The 16,849-nt window shown below is 58.7% G+C and carries 14 protein-coding genes; 9 read left to right on the top strand and 5 right to left on the bottom strand.

What is annotated here, in order from left to right:
* Nucleotides 1-4: 4 nt before the first annotated feature.
* A complete protein-coding gene (locus ACXAGD_RS11120) occupies nt 5-631 on the top strand; it encodes a J domain-containing protein (protein WP_475210588.1) in 627 nt (208 codons plus the stop codon).
* 18 nt (nt 632-649) lie between these two features.
* On the opposite strand, the gene ACXAGD_RS11125 is transcribed toward ACXAGD_RS11120, so the two are convergent.
* The gene (locus ACXAGD_RS11125; protein WP_475210590.1) at nt 650-1,747 is read right to left on the bottom strand and encodes a hypothetical protein; all 1,098 of its coding nucleotides are present in this window, start codon (nt 1,745-1,747) and stop codon (nt 650-652) included.
* A 231-nt stretch (nt 1,748-1,978) separates the two neighbouring features.
* Between ACXAGD_RS11125 and ACXAGD_RS11130 the strand changes: the two genes are divergently transcribed.
* The 7 genes from ACXAGD_RS11130 to ACXAGD_RS11160 all read left to right on the top strand — a co-directional run bounded on the left by ACXAGD_RS11130 (nt 1,979) and on the right by ACXAGD_RS11160 (nt 9,208).
* A complete protein-coding gene (locus ACXAGD_RS11130; protein WP_475210593.1) occupies nt 1,979-2,584 on the top strand; it encodes a methyltransferase family protein in 606 nt (201 codons plus the stop codon).
* 146 nt (nt 2,585-2,730) lie between these two features.
* On the top strand, nt 2,731-3,717 hold the full coding sequence (cobS, locus tag ACXAGD_RS11135) for a cobaltochelatase subunit CobS (protein WP_475210595.1): 987 nt from the start codon (nt 2,731-2,733) through the stop codon (nt 3,715-3,717).
* A gap of 3 nt (nt 3,718-3,720) precedes the next feature.
* Complete coding sequence (locus ACXAGD_RS11140) at nt 3,721-4,449, top strand: sulfotransferase family 2 domain-containing protein (RefSeq protein WP_475210598.1); 729 nt, start codon at nt 3,721-3,723, stop codon at nt 4,447-4,449.
* A 120-nt stretch (nt 4,450-4,569) separates the two neighbouring features.
* Complete coding sequence (locus ACXAGD_RS11145; protein WP_475210600.1) at nt 4,570-4,974, top strand: hypothetical protein; 405 nt, start codon at nt 4,570-4,572, stop codon at nt 4,972-4,974.
* Nucleotides 4,975-5,074: 100 nt separating this feature from the next.
* On the top strand, nt 5,075-6,952 hold the full coding sequence (gene cobT, locus ACXAGD_RS11150; protein ID WP_475210602.1) for a cobaltochelatase subunit CobT: 1,878 nt from the start codon (nt 5,075-5,077) through the stop codon (nt 6,950-6,952).
* Between the two features lie 73 nt (nt 6,953-7,025).
* Nucleotides 7,026-8,807, top strand: coding sequence for an aminopeptidase P family protein (locus ACXAGD_RS11155; protein WP_475210603.1), 1,782 nt, complete (start codon nt 7,026-7,028; stop codon nt 8,805-8,807).
* Between the two features lie 59 nt (nt 8,808-8,866).
* The gene (locus ACXAGD_RS11160) at nt 8,867-9,208 is read left to right on the top strand and encodes a DUF427 domain-containing protein (RefSeq protein ID WP_475210605.1); all 342 of its coding nucleotides are present in this window, start codon (nt 8,867-8,869) and stop codon (nt 9,206-9,208) included.
* Nucleotides 9,209-9,311: 103 nt separating this feature from the next.
* Here ACXAGD_RS11160 and ACXAGD_RS11165 read toward each other — a convergent pair whose 3' ends face one another.
* A complete protein-coding gene (locus tag ACXAGD_RS11165; protein ID WP_475210607.1) occupies nt 9,312-10,937 on the bottom strand; it encodes a PQQ-dependent sugar dehydrogenase in 1,626 nt (541 codons plus the stop codon).
* A gap of 246 nt (nt 10,938-11,183) precedes the next feature.
* On the opposite strand from ACXAGD_RS11165, the gene ACXAGD_RS11170 reads away from it, so the two are divergent.
* Nucleotides 11,184-12,548: a DUF3179 domain-containing protein gene (locus ACXAGD_RS11170; RefSeq protein WP_475210608.1), complete on the top strand. Its 1,365-nt coding sequence runs from the start codon at nt 11,184-11,186 to the stop codon at nt 12,546-12,548.
* Here the strand turns inward: ACXAGD_RS11170 and ACXAGD_RS11175 are convergent.
* From ACXAGD_RS11175 to ACXAGD_RS11185, 3 genes are all read right to left on the bottom strand, one after another.
* Nucleotides 12,545-14,230, bottom strand: a complete 1,686-nt coding sequence (locus ACXAGD_RS11175) for a chloride channel protein (RefSeq protein ID WP_475210610.1) — start codon at nt 14,228-14,230, stop codon at nt 12,545-12,547. The two genes, ACXAGD_RS11170 and ACXAGD_RS11175, sit on opposite strands and share 4 nt — an antisense overlap.
* Before the next feature lie 89 nt (nt 14,231-14,319).
* Nucleotides 14,320-15,969: a DNA repair protein RecN gene (gene recN / locus ACXAGD_RS11180; protein WP_475210611.1), complete on the bottom strand. Its 1,650-nt coding sequence runs from the start codon at nt 15,967-15,969 to the stop codon at nt 14,320-14,322.
* 35 nt (nt 15,970-16,004) lie between these two features.
* Nucleotides 16,005-16,847: an outer membrane protein assembly factor BamD gene (locus ACXAGD_RS11185; RefSeq protein WP_475210612.1), complete on the bottom strand. Its 843-nt coding sequence runs from the start codon at nt 16,845-16,847 to the stop codon at nt 16,005-16,007.
* Nucleotides 16,848-16,849: the final 2 nt, after the last annotated feature.

The raw sequence follows: 16,849 nt of genomic DNA on the forward strand, positions 1-16,849 counted from the left end.
CAGCATGACGAAATCAGACCCCTTTGGATTCGATATGTCCGTCTCCAGCGCTAAGAAAAAGAACCCGCGCGGGCGTCGGGGTATGTCGGGCGCGTCCGAAACTTCGGTGCGAATCTGCGATCATCCCGGGTGTGAAGAACCAGGTAAGTTTCGCGCCCCCAAAGCACCGGATGTCCTGGATGATTTCTACTGGTTCTGCCAGCAGCACGTGCGCGAGTATAACCAGAAGTGGAACTTCTTCGACGGCACCACCGAAGCCGAACTGAACGCGCAACGGTCCAAGGACAAGGTGTGGGAGCGTGAGACAAAACCCATGGGCGATCCTGAAGCCCGCGCCTGGGCGCGGCTAGGCATTGAGGACCCGCATCAGGTTCTGGGCGCCAACAGCACGCAGAACAAGGGGCGCACTTCGGGCGGAGGCGGCCGACGCCTGCCCCCCACCGAACGCCGTGCCATTGAGATTCTCGAAGCCAAGGACAGCTGGACCAAGGCCGAGGTGCGTAAGGCCTACAAGAAACTGATCAAGGTATTGCACCCGGACATGAACGGCGGCGACCGGTCTCAGGAAGAGCAGTTGCAAGAGGTTGTCTGGGCCTGGGATCAGATCAAGGACAGCCGGAATTTTAAATAGGCCAGACCGAAAGGTGGCTTAGTCCTCAAATGCGATCTCAATAATTCTGAGCAGACTTGCGGTGCCTTCCAACACCGCAAAACCTGTTTCGGCCTTTTCCGCCGTAGAGAGGCTGGACCATGTACGCCCGGAATACTCACCCTTCAGGATAACTGCATCAGCGTCGCCGGTTTCTACGTCCAGTGTCATGCTCAGTTCTTCGGTTTCCATCTGCAACGCCGAAGCACCCTGGGTTAGTTGCCGTAGCGCCGCAGCTCTTTCCGTCTGCAACTGTGCAATACGGGCGTCGCGCTCGGCTTCGTTCAAAGCGTAAGCGGCATCCATTTCCTTGCGCCATGCACGCATAGCAGCCAAAACCGCCCCGCCGGCTGTAAGCGGCAATAGGGGCGGGCACAAAACGCCAACGACCACACCAAGACCGACCCCCGCACCTACCCCGTGTTTCAACGCCTGCCCGCTGGCATTCAGACGCATGGAAATCGGCGTAGATATGTTATCCGACAGCGTGCCTGCGATGGTTTTGCGCAGGTTCCCGATCAGCGCGGGCGCCGAGGCTGCGCGGGTCAGCGTGCCGGACACACCGCTTTGGAGATCGCCAACGACATCGGGTATCGCGTTTGCCCGCGACTTGGCGCCAGACCACACACTTTCAGATGTCGCAGCGATACTGTCGAAGGCCCGCAGAAAACGAGACGGCCTTTCGTAAGGCTGAGCGGGTGGCTGCGCATATTCCGAAAGCACCTCCAATTCAACTTTTGCTGCGGTCAGCTTGGTACGTTCGATACGGTCGCGCGCCTCTTTCGCCAACTGCGCGGACCTGTGGATTGAGATAAGAATCTGATCCCTTTCTTCGTCAGAGACCGACTCCATCTGGTCGACTTCTTGCAGCATCAACATGATCGCTACAAAACTGGGCACATGAACGATGTGGAAGGCTCTGTTCTGACGCCACGACTGCGGCTCTGCCACAAGAGAGTTCGCCAGATACGATAGATCGTTGTCGAGATTCCCAATGGCCCGCCGGAACTCCCGGTCCGAGGCAGAGCGGGTCTGAACAAGAACGGACAGGCTTCGCAGATTTTCAAGCTTTTCCTGATCGGTAGACGGTTGTTTCAAAATTCAAATTCTCTCAAAGACTAATCAGATCTCCGGTCAGCTTAGCGTCGGAAGATATTATCTTCGAGCGCATTTTGAGCGGCTGTGCGGCAATTCTCAGACAATTTTGCAGGGTCTTGTCTGACACCAGAATCCGTCCTCAACCTGTTACAAATCCCCGTTACGCCATGTTCCACGGGCAGACCCTTCTGCCCACATCCGACTTGTGACCTATCCCTAATGGAGCGCGATATGGAACATCTCATTTCCGTCGTACATGCGGTTTCTCTTCTGGTTGCCCTCACCTCGGCCCTATTGCTGAGTGGGTATCTCGCCCTGAACCTGCGCCTGCCTCATCTGGGTCTGTGGCCCAGCGCTAGCGGTTGGCGGCATCACATGGCCTTTGGGCTGTTCCGCCTGTTTTGCGGTGCCACCGTTGTTTTTGCCCTGTCCGAGGTCTGGATGAATGGCTGGGGTCATTGGGTGCGCTATGCAATCGGCGTGCCAGTCATGCTGCTGTCTTTCGGGATCACGCTGTGGGGCTATCGTTTTTTGGGCCTCGACAACACTTATTGCGAAAGCGACGGCTTGGTCACGGGCGGCATGTATGCCTATTCGCGCAACCCGCAATATGTGACGTCGGTTCTGGCCACCGTAGGGCTGGGTATCGCCAGCGGATCATGGGTGACGCTGGGCCTGGCGCTAACGCTGTTCGTGATCTACTTCCTGTTTGTCCTGAACGAGGAACGCTGGCTGCTGCAGGGCTATGGGCAGGCGTTCCGGGACTACATGCAATCGACACCGCGCTTTTTCGACGAACGCAGCCTGATCCGAGTGCGAGACGCAATTCTCGACTGATCAAAGCACACGGATAAGGCCAGTTTGAAAGAAAGATTTGCCGAAGCCGTGGCACGCGCGGCTTTCCCTTGCCCTTGCCCGCAATATGTTGCACCACACACGGGTTCAAACCCGGCAATACGGGCCAAAGGATAAGGACAAGACGAATGGCTGACGGATCGATCGACATCAACGCAAAACCCACCGAAGATATCTCGGTTCGGGACGTGTTCGGCATTGATACCGACATGGCGGTCAAAGGCTTTGCCGAGACAAGTGATCGCGTCCCCGCCATCGACCACACCTACAAGTTCGACCCGGAAACCACGCTGGCGATTCTGGCGGGCTTTGCGCACAACCGTCGGGTGATGATTCAAGGCTATCACGGCACCGGTAAATCGACCCACATCGAACAGGTTGCCGCCCGCCTGAACTGGCCCGCCGTTCGCGTTAACCTGGACAGCCATATCAGCCGGATCGACCTGATCGGTAAAGACGCCATCAAGCTGCGCGACGGCAAGCAAGTCACCGAGTTCCACGAAGGTATTCTGCCTTGGGCACTGCGCAACCCGGTTGCCATCGTGTTCGACGAATATGACGCTGGCCGCGCCGACGTGATGTTTGTGATCCAGCGTGTGCTGGAACATGACGGGAAGCTGACTCTGCTGGACCAAAACGAGATCATCACGCCGAACCCGAACTTCCGCCTGTTCGCCACCGCCAACACCGTTGGTCTGGGCGATACGACCGGGCTCTATCACGGCACACAACAGATCAACCAGGCGCAGATGGACCGTTGGTCGCTGGTCTCGACTCTGAACTACCTCAGCCATGATGCCGAGACGATGATCGTGCTGTCGAAAGCCCCGCACTACAACACCGAAAAAGGCCGCAAGACCGTCAGCCAAATGGTCACCGTCGCCGACCTGACCCGGACCGCCTTCATGAACGGCGACCTGTCCACAGTGATGAGCCCCCGTACCGTGATCAACTGGGCGCAAAACGCCGAGATTTTCCGCGACGTGGGCTATGCGTTCCGCCTGTCCTTCCTGAACAAATGTGACGAACTGGAGCGTCAGACCGTGGCCGAGTTCTATCAGCGTTGCTTCGACGAGGAGCTGCCCGAAAGTGCGGCAAGCGCAAGCCTGGGTTAAGACGTGCATTTTGCTGCGCAAAAATGCGTTTTCATTCACGTCCCGAAAACCGGGGGAAACTTCTTCACACGATGTTTCCTGCGGTTTTCCGGCGATACAATCGTCACCAGCGGCCATCAGGACGGCTCGGATCGATTTGAACTAAGCGGCGACGCAACCAAGACCAAGCACCAAACGCTGGCAGAATACAGTAGTCTGATTGGCCCCGACTTTGCCGACTATACGGCTTATGCATTTGCCCGCCCCCCGGTCGAGCGGATGATCTCGCTGTATTATTCACCGCATCGTTGGATGCGCGAACAGGAAGGCGGCGGTTTTGACCTCGACGCCCGAAATGAGCCCGTTGATCTCAAAGAGTTTGCAGAGCTTGTTTCCTCGAACAAATCCATTTCCGACCTGCTGGATGCCCAAAACATTACGGACGGATTGAGAGTAAACCAAACCGCCCGGCACAAATCCGGCGCGCGGGTTTCGCTGTTGGACTTTGCCGATCTGCGGGGCGGGCTTGAAAAATTCGGGCAGGACAATGGATTTAATCTGACCGATATGCCTGTCAAAAAGGTGAACTCAAGCTCGGTCACCGATCCGCTGGCTCTAAATGCCACACAGATGGATCGGATCAAGGAAATCGTCATGAACTCTCATCATGGCAAGGATCAGAAGTTCTTTCAGCAAGACGCTGAAAAAGGGTTTTTTGCTTCGCTTTCAAGGTGGTTCAAGGGGCAGTCCTAGCCCTGCACCTGTCTGACGACCTGAGTGCAGCGTTTCCAAGTGTGACGATTGCATCACAGCGAATGATATTGCTTGTATAAATTATGTATATACAAGCAATATTCATGTTATCGTCAATGCATGTCATTTTATAACGTGCTTAAAGCAGTCGCTGTCGCGACCCTGACTTTTTCAACGCCGCTGCAAGCGCTTCCCACCGGAACATCTGATCGTGCCGAGCTGTTTGCGATCTGCTCTGGACGGCTCGAGGCGCTAGCCACGCGTCAACGTGGGCATATGGATGAACAAGCCGCCTCGGTTGCCGATTTGCAGCGGGAATTCGATCTATTGCTGGACGCCATTCTGCCCTGGGCCCTTTCTGAAGGGGTCGAGGCCCATGAACCCGGACGCTGGCGTGTGCGGGGCTGGGTCGAGATAGCCTATCTGCTGGCCGACATGGACTACAGCTTTGATGAGCGGACCGCCGCAGGGGCGAAGCGGCAGCTTGCGCACCGGATATCCGAATGCCGCGAGGTTCTGCTTTAAACCCCGTGCTGGTTTCATGGGAAAACGGGGTTGGCCCTATGGTCAAGCCCCCGGAATGGCTCTAGGTTGCCCGGACAGAACTAGACCGGACCTGCCGCCGATGAGCAAACCCAACGACAACCCCGCTGATCCGTTCAAGAAGGCCCTGGCCGAGGCCACCAAGGTCATGGCTGACGACCCGGAACTGAACGTCTCTTACACGGTCGATCCATCGGGCCTGTCGGGTGAATCGATGCGCCTGCCGCAGGTGAGCCGTCGGATGACGCGCGAAGAGGTTCTGTTGGCACGCGGAACCGCAGATGCCTTGGCATTGCAGCGCCGGTATCACGACGATGCGACCCACGCGCGCTATGCCCCTCCGGGGGACATGGCACGGGATTTGTATGAGGCGATGGAGGTTGCCCGGTGCGAGGCGATGGGCGCGCGGGATATGCCCGGTACTGCGTCCAATATCGACGTCAAGATCGGGCACGAAGCGATCCGCCGCGGTTATGATCAGTGTAAACAGCCTGCCGATGCGCCCTTGGCGGTCGCCGCAGGTTATCTGATCCGCCATCTGGCCACCGGACGTGACCTACCGCCAGCGGCTGAAAACATCATGAACCTGTGGCGCGGGTTTATCGAGGAACAGGCCGGCGGGACGCTGGAAAACCTGGACAACATCCTCTCGGACCAAGCCGAGTTTGCCAAGTTCGCGCGCCAGATGATCAAGGATCTGGGCTATGGCGACCAGCTGGGCGACGATCCGGATGAACTGGACGACGAGCAGGAAGATCAGGCCGAGGACGACGCCGAAGAACAGCCTGATCCCGACAGCACCGGTCAGGACGATCAAGACGAACAGGACGCCGACGCGACTCCTGAACAGACGCAGGAAGAACAGCAGGACCAGTCTCAGGCTCAGGTCTCGATGGATGAGATGGCCGATGAGGAAATGGGCGAAGAGGCCGAGATGCCCGAAGGTGAAGCTCCGCTGGAACCACCTGCCCCGCCGCCAGCATCCGAGGCCGATCCCGAGTACAAGGTGTATCTGAACACCTATGACGAAGAGATTGCCGCCGAGGATCTGGCCGAACCAGCCGAACTGGAGCGGCTGCGCGCTTATCTGGATCAGCAGCTGGAACCGCTGAAGGGCGCGGTCAGCCGGTTGGCCAACAAGCTGCAGCGTCGCTTGCAGGCACAACAGAACCGCAGCTGGGAGTTCGACCGTGAAGAAGGCATTCTGGACGCTGGCCGTCTGGCGCGCGTGGTCGCCAACCCGACCACTCCGCTAAGCTTCAAGGTCGAGAAGGACACCGAGTTCCGCGATACCGTAGTGACGCTGCTGCTGGACAACTCGGGATCTATGCGGGGTCGTCCGATCTCGATTGCCGCAATCTGTGCCGACGTTCTGGCGCGGACGCTGGAACGCTGCAACGTGAAGGTCGAGATTCTGGGCTTTACCACCCGCGCGTGGAAAGGTGGACAGGCCCGTGAGGCGTGGCTGAACGATGGTCGTCCGCAGCAACCCGGACGCCTGAACGATCTGCGCCATATCATCTACAAGGGCGCCGATGCGCCTTGGCGCCGCGCCCGACCCAATCTGGGCCTGATGATGAAAGAGGGCCTGCTGAAGGAAAACATTGACGGTGAGGCGCTGGAATGGGCGCATCGCCGGATGCTGGCCCGGCGCGAGCAGCGCAAGATCCTTATGGTGATTTCCGATGGCGCGCCGGTTGACGATTCAACACTCAGCGTCAATCCTGCGAATTATCTTGAGAAACACCTGCGCGATGTGATCGCCATGGTCGAAAAGCGCAAGATGGTGGAGCTGCTGGCGATTGGGATCGGCCACGACGTGACCCGCTATTATGACCGCGCGGTAACGATCACAGACGTGGAACAGTTGGCGGGTGCGATGACCGAGCAACTGGCCGCGCTGTTCGACAGCGATCCTCGGGCGCGGGCCCGGGTGATGGGAATGAAAAAGGCCAGCTAGCGCTGGCCTTGCCTCCGGCGGGAGTTTTTTCCAAAAAGATGAAGGGGTAAGCCCGGGTTGGGAGAGTTAGGAAATGATTCAGTCCTTTGAAGTCACCGCGCGTCCGGAACAAGGACCGCCACGGTTGGCGGCGTTGCGGAAAGAGATAGCGCGCGAGGGGCTGGACGGGTTCCTCATCCCGCGCGCGGATGCCTATCAGGGCGAATATGTAGCCCCACGGGACGAGCGGTTAGCCTGGTTGACGGGTTTCACCGGCTCTGCAGGGTTTTGCGCCGCTTTGGCGGAAATAGCAGGAGTGTTCGTCGATGGCCGTTATCGGACACAGGTGAAGGCGCAAGTCGCAGCAGAGTTTACGCCTGTACCATGGCCCGAAATAGACCTGAGCACTTGGCTGAAAGAGCAGTTGCCTGACGGCGGCAAGGTGGGATTTGACCCCTGGCTTCATGCGGCTGGCCAAATCACCAGCGTGCAAAAAGAGCTGGCAGGCACCGGGATTGAACTGCAGCGCTGTAACAACCTGGTGGATCGGGTGTGGGAAAACCAGCCCGCCCCACCAATGAATCCGGTCAAGGCGCACCCGATCGAGTTTGCCGGGGAAGCGGCTGATAGCAAGATTACCCGGTTGGCCGAGGCTCTGCGCGGGGCCGACTGTATTGCGGCTGCAATCACGCTGCCGGATTCGATCATGTGGCTGCTGAATATTCGCGGCTCGGATATCGGCTATAACCCGGTTGCGCACGGCTTTGCCATTTTGAACGCCGACGAGACAGTGGACCTGTTCATGGCCAAGGAAAAGCTGACGGTGCCATTGGGGGATCAGGTCCGGATCCATGCACCCGACACGTTTCTGACCTTTGTCGAAAAGCTAGAAGGCAAGGTTCAAGTCGATCTGGGCACATTGCCTCAGGCGGTTGCAGATGTGTTGCAGGACCGAATGGTTGATGGCGGCGATCCCTGCGCCTTGCCCAAAGCTTGCAAGAACGCTTCGGAGATCGCTGGCAGTGCCGAGGCACATTTGCGCGACGCGGTGGCCGTGATCGAAACCCTGTGCTGGCTGGACGCACAGGCCCCCAGAACGCTGACCGAAACGCAGGTGGTCACCCGGCTTGAGGAAAACCGCCGCAAGGACAATGCGCTTCAGGATATCTCATTCGATACCATCGCAGGCACTGGCCCCAATGGTGCGATCATGCATTACCGCGTGACCGAAGAGACCGACAGCCGCCTTGAGGATGGCCAGATTCTGGTCCTCGATAGCGGCGGGCAATATCTGGACGGTACCACGGATATCACCCGCACCATCGCCATTGGTGAGGTGGATGACGAAGAAAAGTCCTGCTTCACCCGCGTGTTGAAGGGCATGATTAACCTGTCAATGCTGCGCTGGCCCGTTGGGCTGGCGGGGCGCGACATCGAAGGCATCGCGCGTGCACCCCTCTGGGCGGCGGGACAGGATTTCAATCACGGCGTTGGGCATGGGGTCGGTGCATATCTCAGCGTTCACGAGGGCCCACAGCGTCTGTCCAAGGTCAGCCATGTACCGCTGCAGCCCGGCATGATCCTTTCGAACGAGCCGGGCTATTACCGCGAGGGCGCATTCGGCATCCGCATCGAAAACCTTGTTGTTGTACAAGAGGCCCCAACCCTGCCCGGCGGCGACGATGAACGCGCCATGCTGAACTGGCGCACGTTGACGTATGTGCCCATCGACCGGCGCTTGATTGTCGTCGACATGCTGACAACGGCAGAGCGCGACTGGCTGAACGCATATCACCGCGACGTTGCGGAAAAGATCCGGCCAAGACTGGGCGATGACGCTCAACTGTGGTTGGATGCCGCAACCGCGCCGGTCTGACACCGGACTGTTACATATAAAGGGCAGAGGAGTGGCCCAGGATAGACGAGGAGAGCGAAATGGTTGAGATCACGATCCGAAAGCTGCCGGGCAAATGGAGTGTCCGTTCGGGTGGCGCCATATTGGGTGAAAGCACCAGCGCCCTGGAATTGTCGGAGGGGGATCTGAACCCGGTTATCTATTTCCCCCGCTCGGACATTGCGATGGCATTTCTGGACATGACCGACAAGGTCACGCATTGCCCGCATAAGGGGGACGCGGCGCATTTCTCTATCGTCAACAAATCATCGGTGACCGAAAACGCGGCCTGGAGCTATGAGGATCCGATCCCTGCCATGGCCGAGATCAAGGACCATGTGGCCTTTTATCCGATCGAGTCGGTGAAGGTTGAGCAAATCTAGGCCACCTAGCCTATCGGGGGCTCAGGCAGCCTGTCTAGAATAAAAAAAGCACAGGCCCCGGAGCCTGTGCTTTTTTGTTTCCGGGCGTAGATCCCTTCTTATTTTACTCGGCTTGACGACGCAGCGAGATCAGGATGTCCACAAGCGCCTCGATAACCTCGGGGTCATCGAGGGCGGGGTCTGGCATAGACGTTTCCTCGGCTACGGATTGCGGATTGCTGAGGAAGGCAACAAGCTGGTCTCGGTCCCACTCGCCGCCCACAGCAGACAGAGACTCTGAATAGTCGAAATCTGCCAATCCTGCGACCTGGCGTCCAAAAACCTCACCCAAGGACGGGGCGCCAGCACTGGGCAGCACACCGAAACCGTGGCATTCAGCGCAGCCTTCCAGCGCGGTTTCAACCGCTTCGGCTTTTTGTTTGGACAGGTCGAGGCTCGCGATTTTCGAAACAGCAAACTGATAGCTGGGATCAAACTCTCCAACGGTCAACTGCAGCACTTTTCTCTGATCCGTCCACAGGACAATCGAGTCACCGTGTTGATGGACATACCGAATACGGAATCCCAGCGGGATCGTTTCATTAAACAGGATGCTGTCGCCCTTTGTGCGGATGCGGAAAAGGCTGTTGCCCGCCAGTGAACCGGCGATGAGATCGCCGTCCCAAGCGGGATGAAAATCCTCGATGGGCGCTAAAGAACTGATGGCGACGGACGGCAGCCAGGAATAGGCAGGCAGTTCGAATTCAGGGTGACGCCCGTAATCCAGCGTGTCGGGCAGCGGCAACCGGTTGTATCGCGTTCCCAGCGACACTTGCGGCCAGCCATAATCATTGCCTTCGCGAATAAGGTTCAACTCATCCCCACCGCGCCGGCCATGTTCAACCGTCCACAGCTTACCGTCGGCGTCAAAGGCGATGCCCTGCATGTTCGAATGACCTTGGCTGACAACGCGGTTCTCGCCGGTTTCAAGATCGATTGCGATCACCTTGCCATACATCTTCTCGGGGTCCTGAGACAGCGGCACCGGCGCATAGATCCCGTCTTGCGCATAGTCACCGGCCGCAAGAAAAAGCGTTCCGTCTGCGTCTACGCGAAACCTCCCGCCGGCCATGTGCCCCTGAATTGCGCGACCGTTCGCGTTGGGTGCAAGGCAGGGCTCTGTTGAAAACACGAGGCTCCAGTCATCCGCGCCGATCGACACGTCCGCCGCAGAACCTGCGTTCAAGTCCGCCCGTGCAATCGAGGTGCGGTAGCAGTTCTGACCTTCGACCCATTCAGTAAACGAGACCAGCAGTACGCCGTCTGCAACATCCACATCGTTATAGCGAAAGAAGAAGTGGGCGAAATTGAAGTTTGGATTCGCAGCCTCAAAATCCAGCATGGCCTTCCATCCGTTCGGCGGAGGGGCGATGTCCAGTTTGTTGGCCTCGTCCCCGCTGACCTCAAAGAACCCGCCTTCATGCGTCATCAACAGCAGATCTTTGCCCAGGCTGGCCAGCGCACCACCGCTGCCGGCGCGTTCCACCGGGACATCCAGTGCACGCATGTTCAGAGCGGTGAATATGGTTTCGACCTGCGTGGTCTGATCGTCAGACAAGACCGGCGCGGTATGGGCCACACCCCCATGTCTTTTGCGCAGCTCTTCGACCTCAAGGACCAGCAGGACAACCGCTGCTATTAAGGCCACGACGACAAACGGGCTCGTCAAAAACCGTTTCACAAATTTCATTCCCTGACCTCTTGTTGTTTTGCTGGCCGACGCGCGTGAGGATGCTGCTCGTGCACATAGAAACTGGATTTCCCGGCAGTATCAACCCGGCCGCCCGTTTCCAACTGCCGAGATCCGCGAATGTGCTTCAAGGGTCCTTTTGGCAACGGATAAAGCTCGCGAATGGCCACGCCACCTCACGCGGCTGTTGAGTGCATGTGAACGGCAGACCCTGCAGAATGTGCGCGTCTACCATCGGAGGATACCATGTCGATCACACGCCGCTGTTTCGTTGGACTGTTGGGTGCCGCCGCGTTGCCCAACACGCTTTGGGCGCAACAGGATACTGTGTTGGAGGCTGTCAGATCCACGCTCTACGGCAGTAACGCGGAATTTGAACAGGGCATGGCCTTTCTGGTGCAGCGCGGCAGCCCCGACGTTGTTCCCGCCCTGCTGACCGGAATGCGCTATGGTCGGCGACGCAGTGACGAGATCGCAGAGGTCCTGCAAGCCCTGACCGGCGAAAACCTCGGCACCGATTGGTTCGACTGGATGTTGTGGCAGGAACGAAACCCGCAGCTTGTCCCCCACCCCTCGTTGATCCCGTTCAAGCGAGAAGTACTTCTTGGTATCGACCAGAACTTCGACGATTTCCTGCGCCCGGAATACCTGCAGAGAGACAAAATGAAAATTCGGCTGGAGGAGATCGCCTGGGGTGGTGTGCATAAGGACGGCATCCCGTCTCTGGACAACCCGAAGCTGATATCGGCCGCGCGGGCAGATTATCTTAAAGACGACGATTTGGTCTTTGGCGTCTCGATCAACGGAGATGAACGCGCCTATCCGCTGCGCATCATGGGCTGGCACGAAATGTTCAACGAGGTGATTGGCGGTGTACCGGTGGCGCTGGCCTATTGTACTCTTTGTGGCTCGGGTATTCTTTTCGAAACGCAGGTCTCGGGGCGGCGAAAGCCATTGATCTTCGGCTCATCGGGGTTCCTGTACCGATCAAATAAGCTCATGTTTGACCGTGAAACGCATTCTTTGTGGAACCAATATACTGGCAAACCCGTCGTAGGCCCGTTGGTCAACAGCGGGATCGAGCTGAAACAGCGCCCCGTGGTAATCACAACATGGGAAAGCTGGAAGGCCTCACACCCCGGCACCCGTGTCCTGTCACTGAACACTGGACACCGGCGCAACTACGGCTCGGGGGTCGTGTATAACGAGTATTTCGCCTCGCCCGAATTGATGTTCCCGGCGCTGGTCGATCAATCTCAGCATCGGCAAAAAGATTTTGTTTTTACCATCCGCCAGTTCGGAGCGGCACGGGCGTGGCCTTTGCAGGCGTTCAGCAATACCCGCGTTATTAATGACGCGATTGCCAATCGACCGCTGGTTTTGATAGGCAATTCTGACAAGCGCGCCGTTCGCGCGTATGAGAGGAAATCGCACCAATTCAAAGCTTCGGATGGCGGGCTGGTGGACCAGAAGGGTCAGAAATGGACGCTGACCGAAGAGGCCTTGATCGGAACGGACGGCACCCGGCTGCCACGGGTCGCGGGGCATATCTCGTACTGGTTCGCGTGGGACAATTATCTGGGCGACGCGGCAACGGTGTATCGCGGCTAGGAATGCTCTTCGGCCGCGGTGGCCGCCAACGCGCGGTTATAGGCCTTGAGCGCATCGATATGATAGAGCGCGCCCACCGGGTTTTCGCTGCCATCTTCGTCCACGGTCACGACTGGAATACAGGGGATGTCATCGTGGTCGAAATAGGGCATAGCCGCTTCCAACGTGGCGCTGGCCTGCACACATAGGCCCTGTTCGATCAGCTCAAGCGCCTCGTCTTTGGTGATCGACTTCGCATCGCCAATGGGCCGCATTACCGCCCCGGCGCGCAGCATGGCCAGCAGATAGGCCTGCGGCCCGGCGGCCAAATGAACGTCACGGCGTTCCAGCTGTGTCAGGAAGAAGGACCGGTCCACAAGGCGCGACGCCAGCGCAGTGGACATCGAAACCGAGACCATCACGGCAAGACCGATCTGCCAGTCTCCGGTCAGTTCGAAAACGATCATGGTGGTGGAAATCGGCGCGCCCAGCACAGCGGCGGCCACAGCACCCATCCCGGCAAAGGCATAAAGCGTATGGGTGCCGGACACATCCGGCAGCAGCCCGGTGGCGATCAGGCCAAAGGCCAGCCCGGTGAGGGCTCCGATCATCAACGAGGGCGAGAACACCCCGCCCCCCATACGCCCGCCCATGGTGATCGCCAGCGCAACTGTTTTGATCACTGCAAACAGGATTGCCACCGTCAGTGTCAGATCACCAGTCAGGGCTCGAATCGTCGTCTCGTACCCGACGCCGATGATATGCGGGAACCAGATCGCCAACAGGCCCAGCATCGCACCAGACACCGCCGGGCGCAACCAACGCGGTAGGGAAAGGCGGTTTTGGATATGAGTGCCAATATCCTCGGCAAAGAAGATTGAACGCATCAGCAACAGCGACACCAGGCCGCAAATCAGGCCAAGGATCAGGAACGCGGGTAGTTCGACATAGAATTGCAGCGATCCGGGGGTTTCCAGAATGAACTCGGTGACGTCGCCATATTCCAGCCGGTTGATCACCGTTCCAGCGACCGAGGCGATCACGATAGGCGCAAAAGCGTGCACGGCAAAATGGCGCAACACGACCTCAAGCGCGAACAATGCTCCGGCGATTGGTGAGTTGAAGCTGGCCGAGACCGCTGCCGCCACAGCACAGCCCAGCAGATCGCGCCCAGTGATGCCATCTGCGTGGATTCGGTCACTGACCCAAGTGGAAATCACCCCGGCCATATGCACCACCGGTCCCTCTCGGCCAGACGACCCACCGGTGCTGAGCGTAATCAGCGAGGCAAAGAACGACGCGATCCCCGCTTTGCCCTCGACACGACCATTGGTCAGCGCAGCACCCTCGATCACGTCCGCGACCGAACGCACCCGCCCGTCATCGGTGAAATTGTGCAGGATGAGACCCACGATCAGGCCGCCGATGATCGGAATGATCAGAATCAGAAACCAGGGCAGTTTCTCGGCGTGGCTGTGCAGCAGCAGGATGTCTTCGGTATCATAGACATAGGCCTGCAACGACCGAATTGCCTTGCGAAACCCCAACGCCATGAACCCGGCAGCAACCCCAATGGCCAGTGCGATGAACCAGAATTGGATCTGGCTGGGGCCGCGCCGCCGCATCACCCGCCAAGCATCCTTCATCGCGGCCAAAGCCTGATTGAGCTGGTTGCGCAGAACAGTGCGGGTCGATTGGGTCATTTGCCCTCGGGGATCAAGTCTTTACCTTTAGTAAGCCACGGAGCGCCCTGATAAAAGTAGGATCGCGACGGTTTGAAGACCGGAAAGCGTCAGGCGTCCAGCAAAGCGCGGGCGGCGGCGCGGGCCTCATCGGTGATGGTGTCCCCAGCCACCATGCGGGCGATTTCGTCCACGCGGTCAGGGTCGGCCAATGGAATAACGGTGGACAAAGTCTGCCCATCCGCGACCTGCTTTTGCACCCGCCAGTGATGTGCTGCGCGGGCCGCGACCTGTGGCGAGTGCGTCACCACCAGCACTTGCCCGCCCTGCGCCAGCGAAGCCAGACGCCGACCCACCGCATCAGCAGTGGCACCACCAACTCCACGGTCGATTTCGTCAAAGATCATCGTCCGCACGCTGTCATCACCGGTCAGACAGACCTTGAGCGCCAGCAGAAACCGGCTGAGTTCACCGCCCGAAGCGATCTTGTTTAGCGGCCCCGACGGCGCACCTGGGTTGGTGGCGACGGTAAAGGCCACCGCATCGATGCCTTCAGGACCGGGGTCTGCTGTGGTGATTTCGGTCTGAAATACCGCGCGTTCCATTTTCAGCGGCGCGAGCTCGGCCATCACCGCAGCATCCAATCGCCCGGCAGCCTGCTGACGAGCAGCGCTGAGCGCGGCGGCCGCACTATCGTAAGCGACCTGAGCGGTCTCAACCGCGGCCCGCTGATCAGCCAAATCCGCATCGCCCGCGTCCAATCGGTTTAGGCGGTCGCGCAGAGTCTCGGCAAACGCTCCCAGATCATCCGGGGCTACGTCATGTTTGCGTGCAAGCGCGCGGATGGCAAACAGGCGCTCCTCAGCGGCTTCAAGTTCTGCCGGGTTGAAATCCAGCGCCTGAAGGCAAGCATTCACGCCGTCTTGCGCCTCACCCAATTCGATCAGGGCACGACCAAGTGCCGCGATCGGCTCCTCAAGCTGCCCGCCTGCGTTGTCAGACACGCCCTCCAGCCAGCGGACGGCGTCGGACATGGCCCCTTCGGCGCCGTCCCCGCCCAGCAGATCAAAGGCGCGGGCCACGTCGTCGCGAATACGTTCGGCTCCCTGCATCATCCGGCGGCGCGCATCCAGATCGGCATCCTCGCCCGGTTGCGGGTCCAACTTATCCAGTTCAGCAACAGCGTGGCGCAGGAACTCCTCTTCGGCACGCATGACGGCAAGCGTCGCCTCGGTTTCGGCCAGAGCTTTACGCACGCGCGACATCTCGGTCCACGCAGCACGAACCGCCATCAGATGCTTCGCTACACCGGCATAGTCATCCAGCATAGTCCGATGCCCGCGCGGGTTCAGCAGCCCGCGATCATCGTGCTGGCCGTGCAGTTCGATCAAAGTTTCAGACAGCGACCTCAGCACCTCGCCGGAACAACGCCGGTCATTGACCCAAGCGGTCTTACGACCCTCGGCAGTGTTAACCCGGCGCAGGATCAGTTCTTCGCCACCGGGCAAACCGGCCTCGGCCAGAATCGCATGGGCGGCGTGATCGGGGGCAAGTTCAAACTCGGCCACAACCTCACCCTGTGCTGCGCCCTGACGGACCAGTTCTGCCCGTCCACGCCAGCCCAGCACAAAGCCCAACGAATCCAGCAGGATCGACTTGCCCGCGCCGGTTTCCCCGGTCAACGCGTTCAAACCCGGCTGAAACGTCAGTTCCAGCCGGTCAATGATCAGCATGTCGCGGATATCAAGGGCGCGCAGCATCGGGTCTTAGCGTCCCACGCCTGTAGCCATGGCGATTACAACCACTCACCTTTGATCGTCTGGCGGTAAATCTGGCTCAGCCAGTTGTTGCCGCGGCTCTTGAGCTCCAACCCGCGCGAGGTCAGCAGCTTGTAGCCTGCGTCGTACCATTCCGACGACTGGTAGTTATAACCCAGAATCGCACCGGCCGACTGCGCCTCATCCACCAGACCCAGCGACAGATACGCCTCAATCAGACGATAAAGCGCCTCAGCCGTATGGGTCGTTGTCTGGAAGTCTTCAACCACCACGCGGAATCGGTTGATGGCAGCGGTATAGTGATCCTGACGCAGGTAATAGCGCCCGATCTCCATCTCTTTGCCTGCCAGATGGTCAAAGGCCAGATCGAATTTCAGAACGGCCGAAGTAGCATATTCACTGTCAGGATAGACCTCAATCACCGTCCGCAGTGATTGCAGCGCCTGAAAGGTTAGGCCTTGGTCGCGCCCAACCTCATCGATCTGGTCATAGTAGCTGAGCGCCAGAAGGTACTGCGCATAAGCCGCATCTTCGTCCGTCGGATAGAAGTCGATGTAGCGCTGCGCAGCCGCCCGGCTTTCTTCGTAGTTCTTATCCGTGTGGAACGAAAACGCCTGCATGATCAGCGCGCGTTTTGCCCAATCGGAATAAGGATACAGACGTTCCACTTCCGAGAAATACCACGCCGCATCATCCGAGCGATTCTGCGACAGCTCAAACTCACCACGTGTGAAAATCTGTTCCGGCGTAAAGCCTTCCAGGTTCTGATTGCGGTCTGCGCCTTTGTCGCTGCACGCCGTCAAAACTGCTGTCAGAATTATCGCGCCCGCGATTCTGACTGCCGCTTTGGTGCCAACCATTC

This window comes from Ruegeria sp. ABF4_144 (genome assembly GCF_056160045.1).

Excerpts from the sequence above, each read along its gene's own strand:
- ACXAGD_RS11120 (WP_475210588.1), top strand. The coding sequence starts at position 5 with ATGACGAAATCAGACCCCTTTGGATTCGATATGTCCGTCTCCAGCGCT.
- ACXAGD_RS11130 (WP_475210593.1), top strand. The coding sequence starts at position 1,979 with ATGGAACATCTCATTTCCGTCGTACATGCGGTTTCTCTTCTGGTTGCC.
- cobS (WP_475210595.1), top strand. The coding sequence starts at position 2,731 with ATGGCTGACGGATCGATCGACATCAACGCAAAACCCACCGAAGATATC.
- ACXAGD_RS11145 (WP_475210600.1), top strand. The coding sequence starts at position 4,570 with ATGTCATTTTATAACGTGCTTAAAGCAGTCGCTGTCGCGACCCTGACT.
- cobT (WP_475210602.1), top strand. The coding sequence starts at position 5,075 with ATGAGCAAACCCAACGACAACCCCGCTGATCCGTTCAAGAAGGCCCTG.
- ACXAGD_RS11155 (WP_475210603.1), top strand. The coding sequence starts at position 7,026 with ATGATTCAGTCCTTTGAAGTCACCGCGCGTCCGGAACAAGGACCGCCA.
- ACXAGD_RS11160 (WP_475210605.1), top strand. The coding sequence starts at position 8,867 with ATGGTTGAGATCACGATCCGAAAGCTGCCGGGCAAATGGAGTGTCCGT.
- ACXAGD_RS11165 (WP_475210607.1), bottom strand. The coding sequence starts at position 10,937 with ATGAAATTTGTGAAACGGTTTTTGACGAGCCCGTTTGTCGTCGTGGCC.
- ACXAGD_RS11170 (WP_475210608.1), top strand. The coding sequence starts at position 11,184 with ATGTCGATCACACGCCGCTGTTTCGTTGGACTGTTGGGTGCCGCCGCG.
- ACXAGD_RS11175 (WP_475210610.1), bottom strand. The coding sequence starts at position 14,230 with ATGACCCAATCGACCCGCACTGTTCTGCGCAACCAGCTCAATCAGGCT.
- recN (WP_475210611.1), bottom strand. The coding sequence starts at position 15,969 with ATGCTGCGCGCCCTTGATATCCGCGACATGCTGATCATTGACCGGCTG.
- ACXAGD_RS11185 (WP_475210612.1), bottom strand. The coding sequence starts at position 16,847 with ATGGTTGGCACCAAAGCGGCAGTCAGAATCGCGGGCGCGATAATTCTG.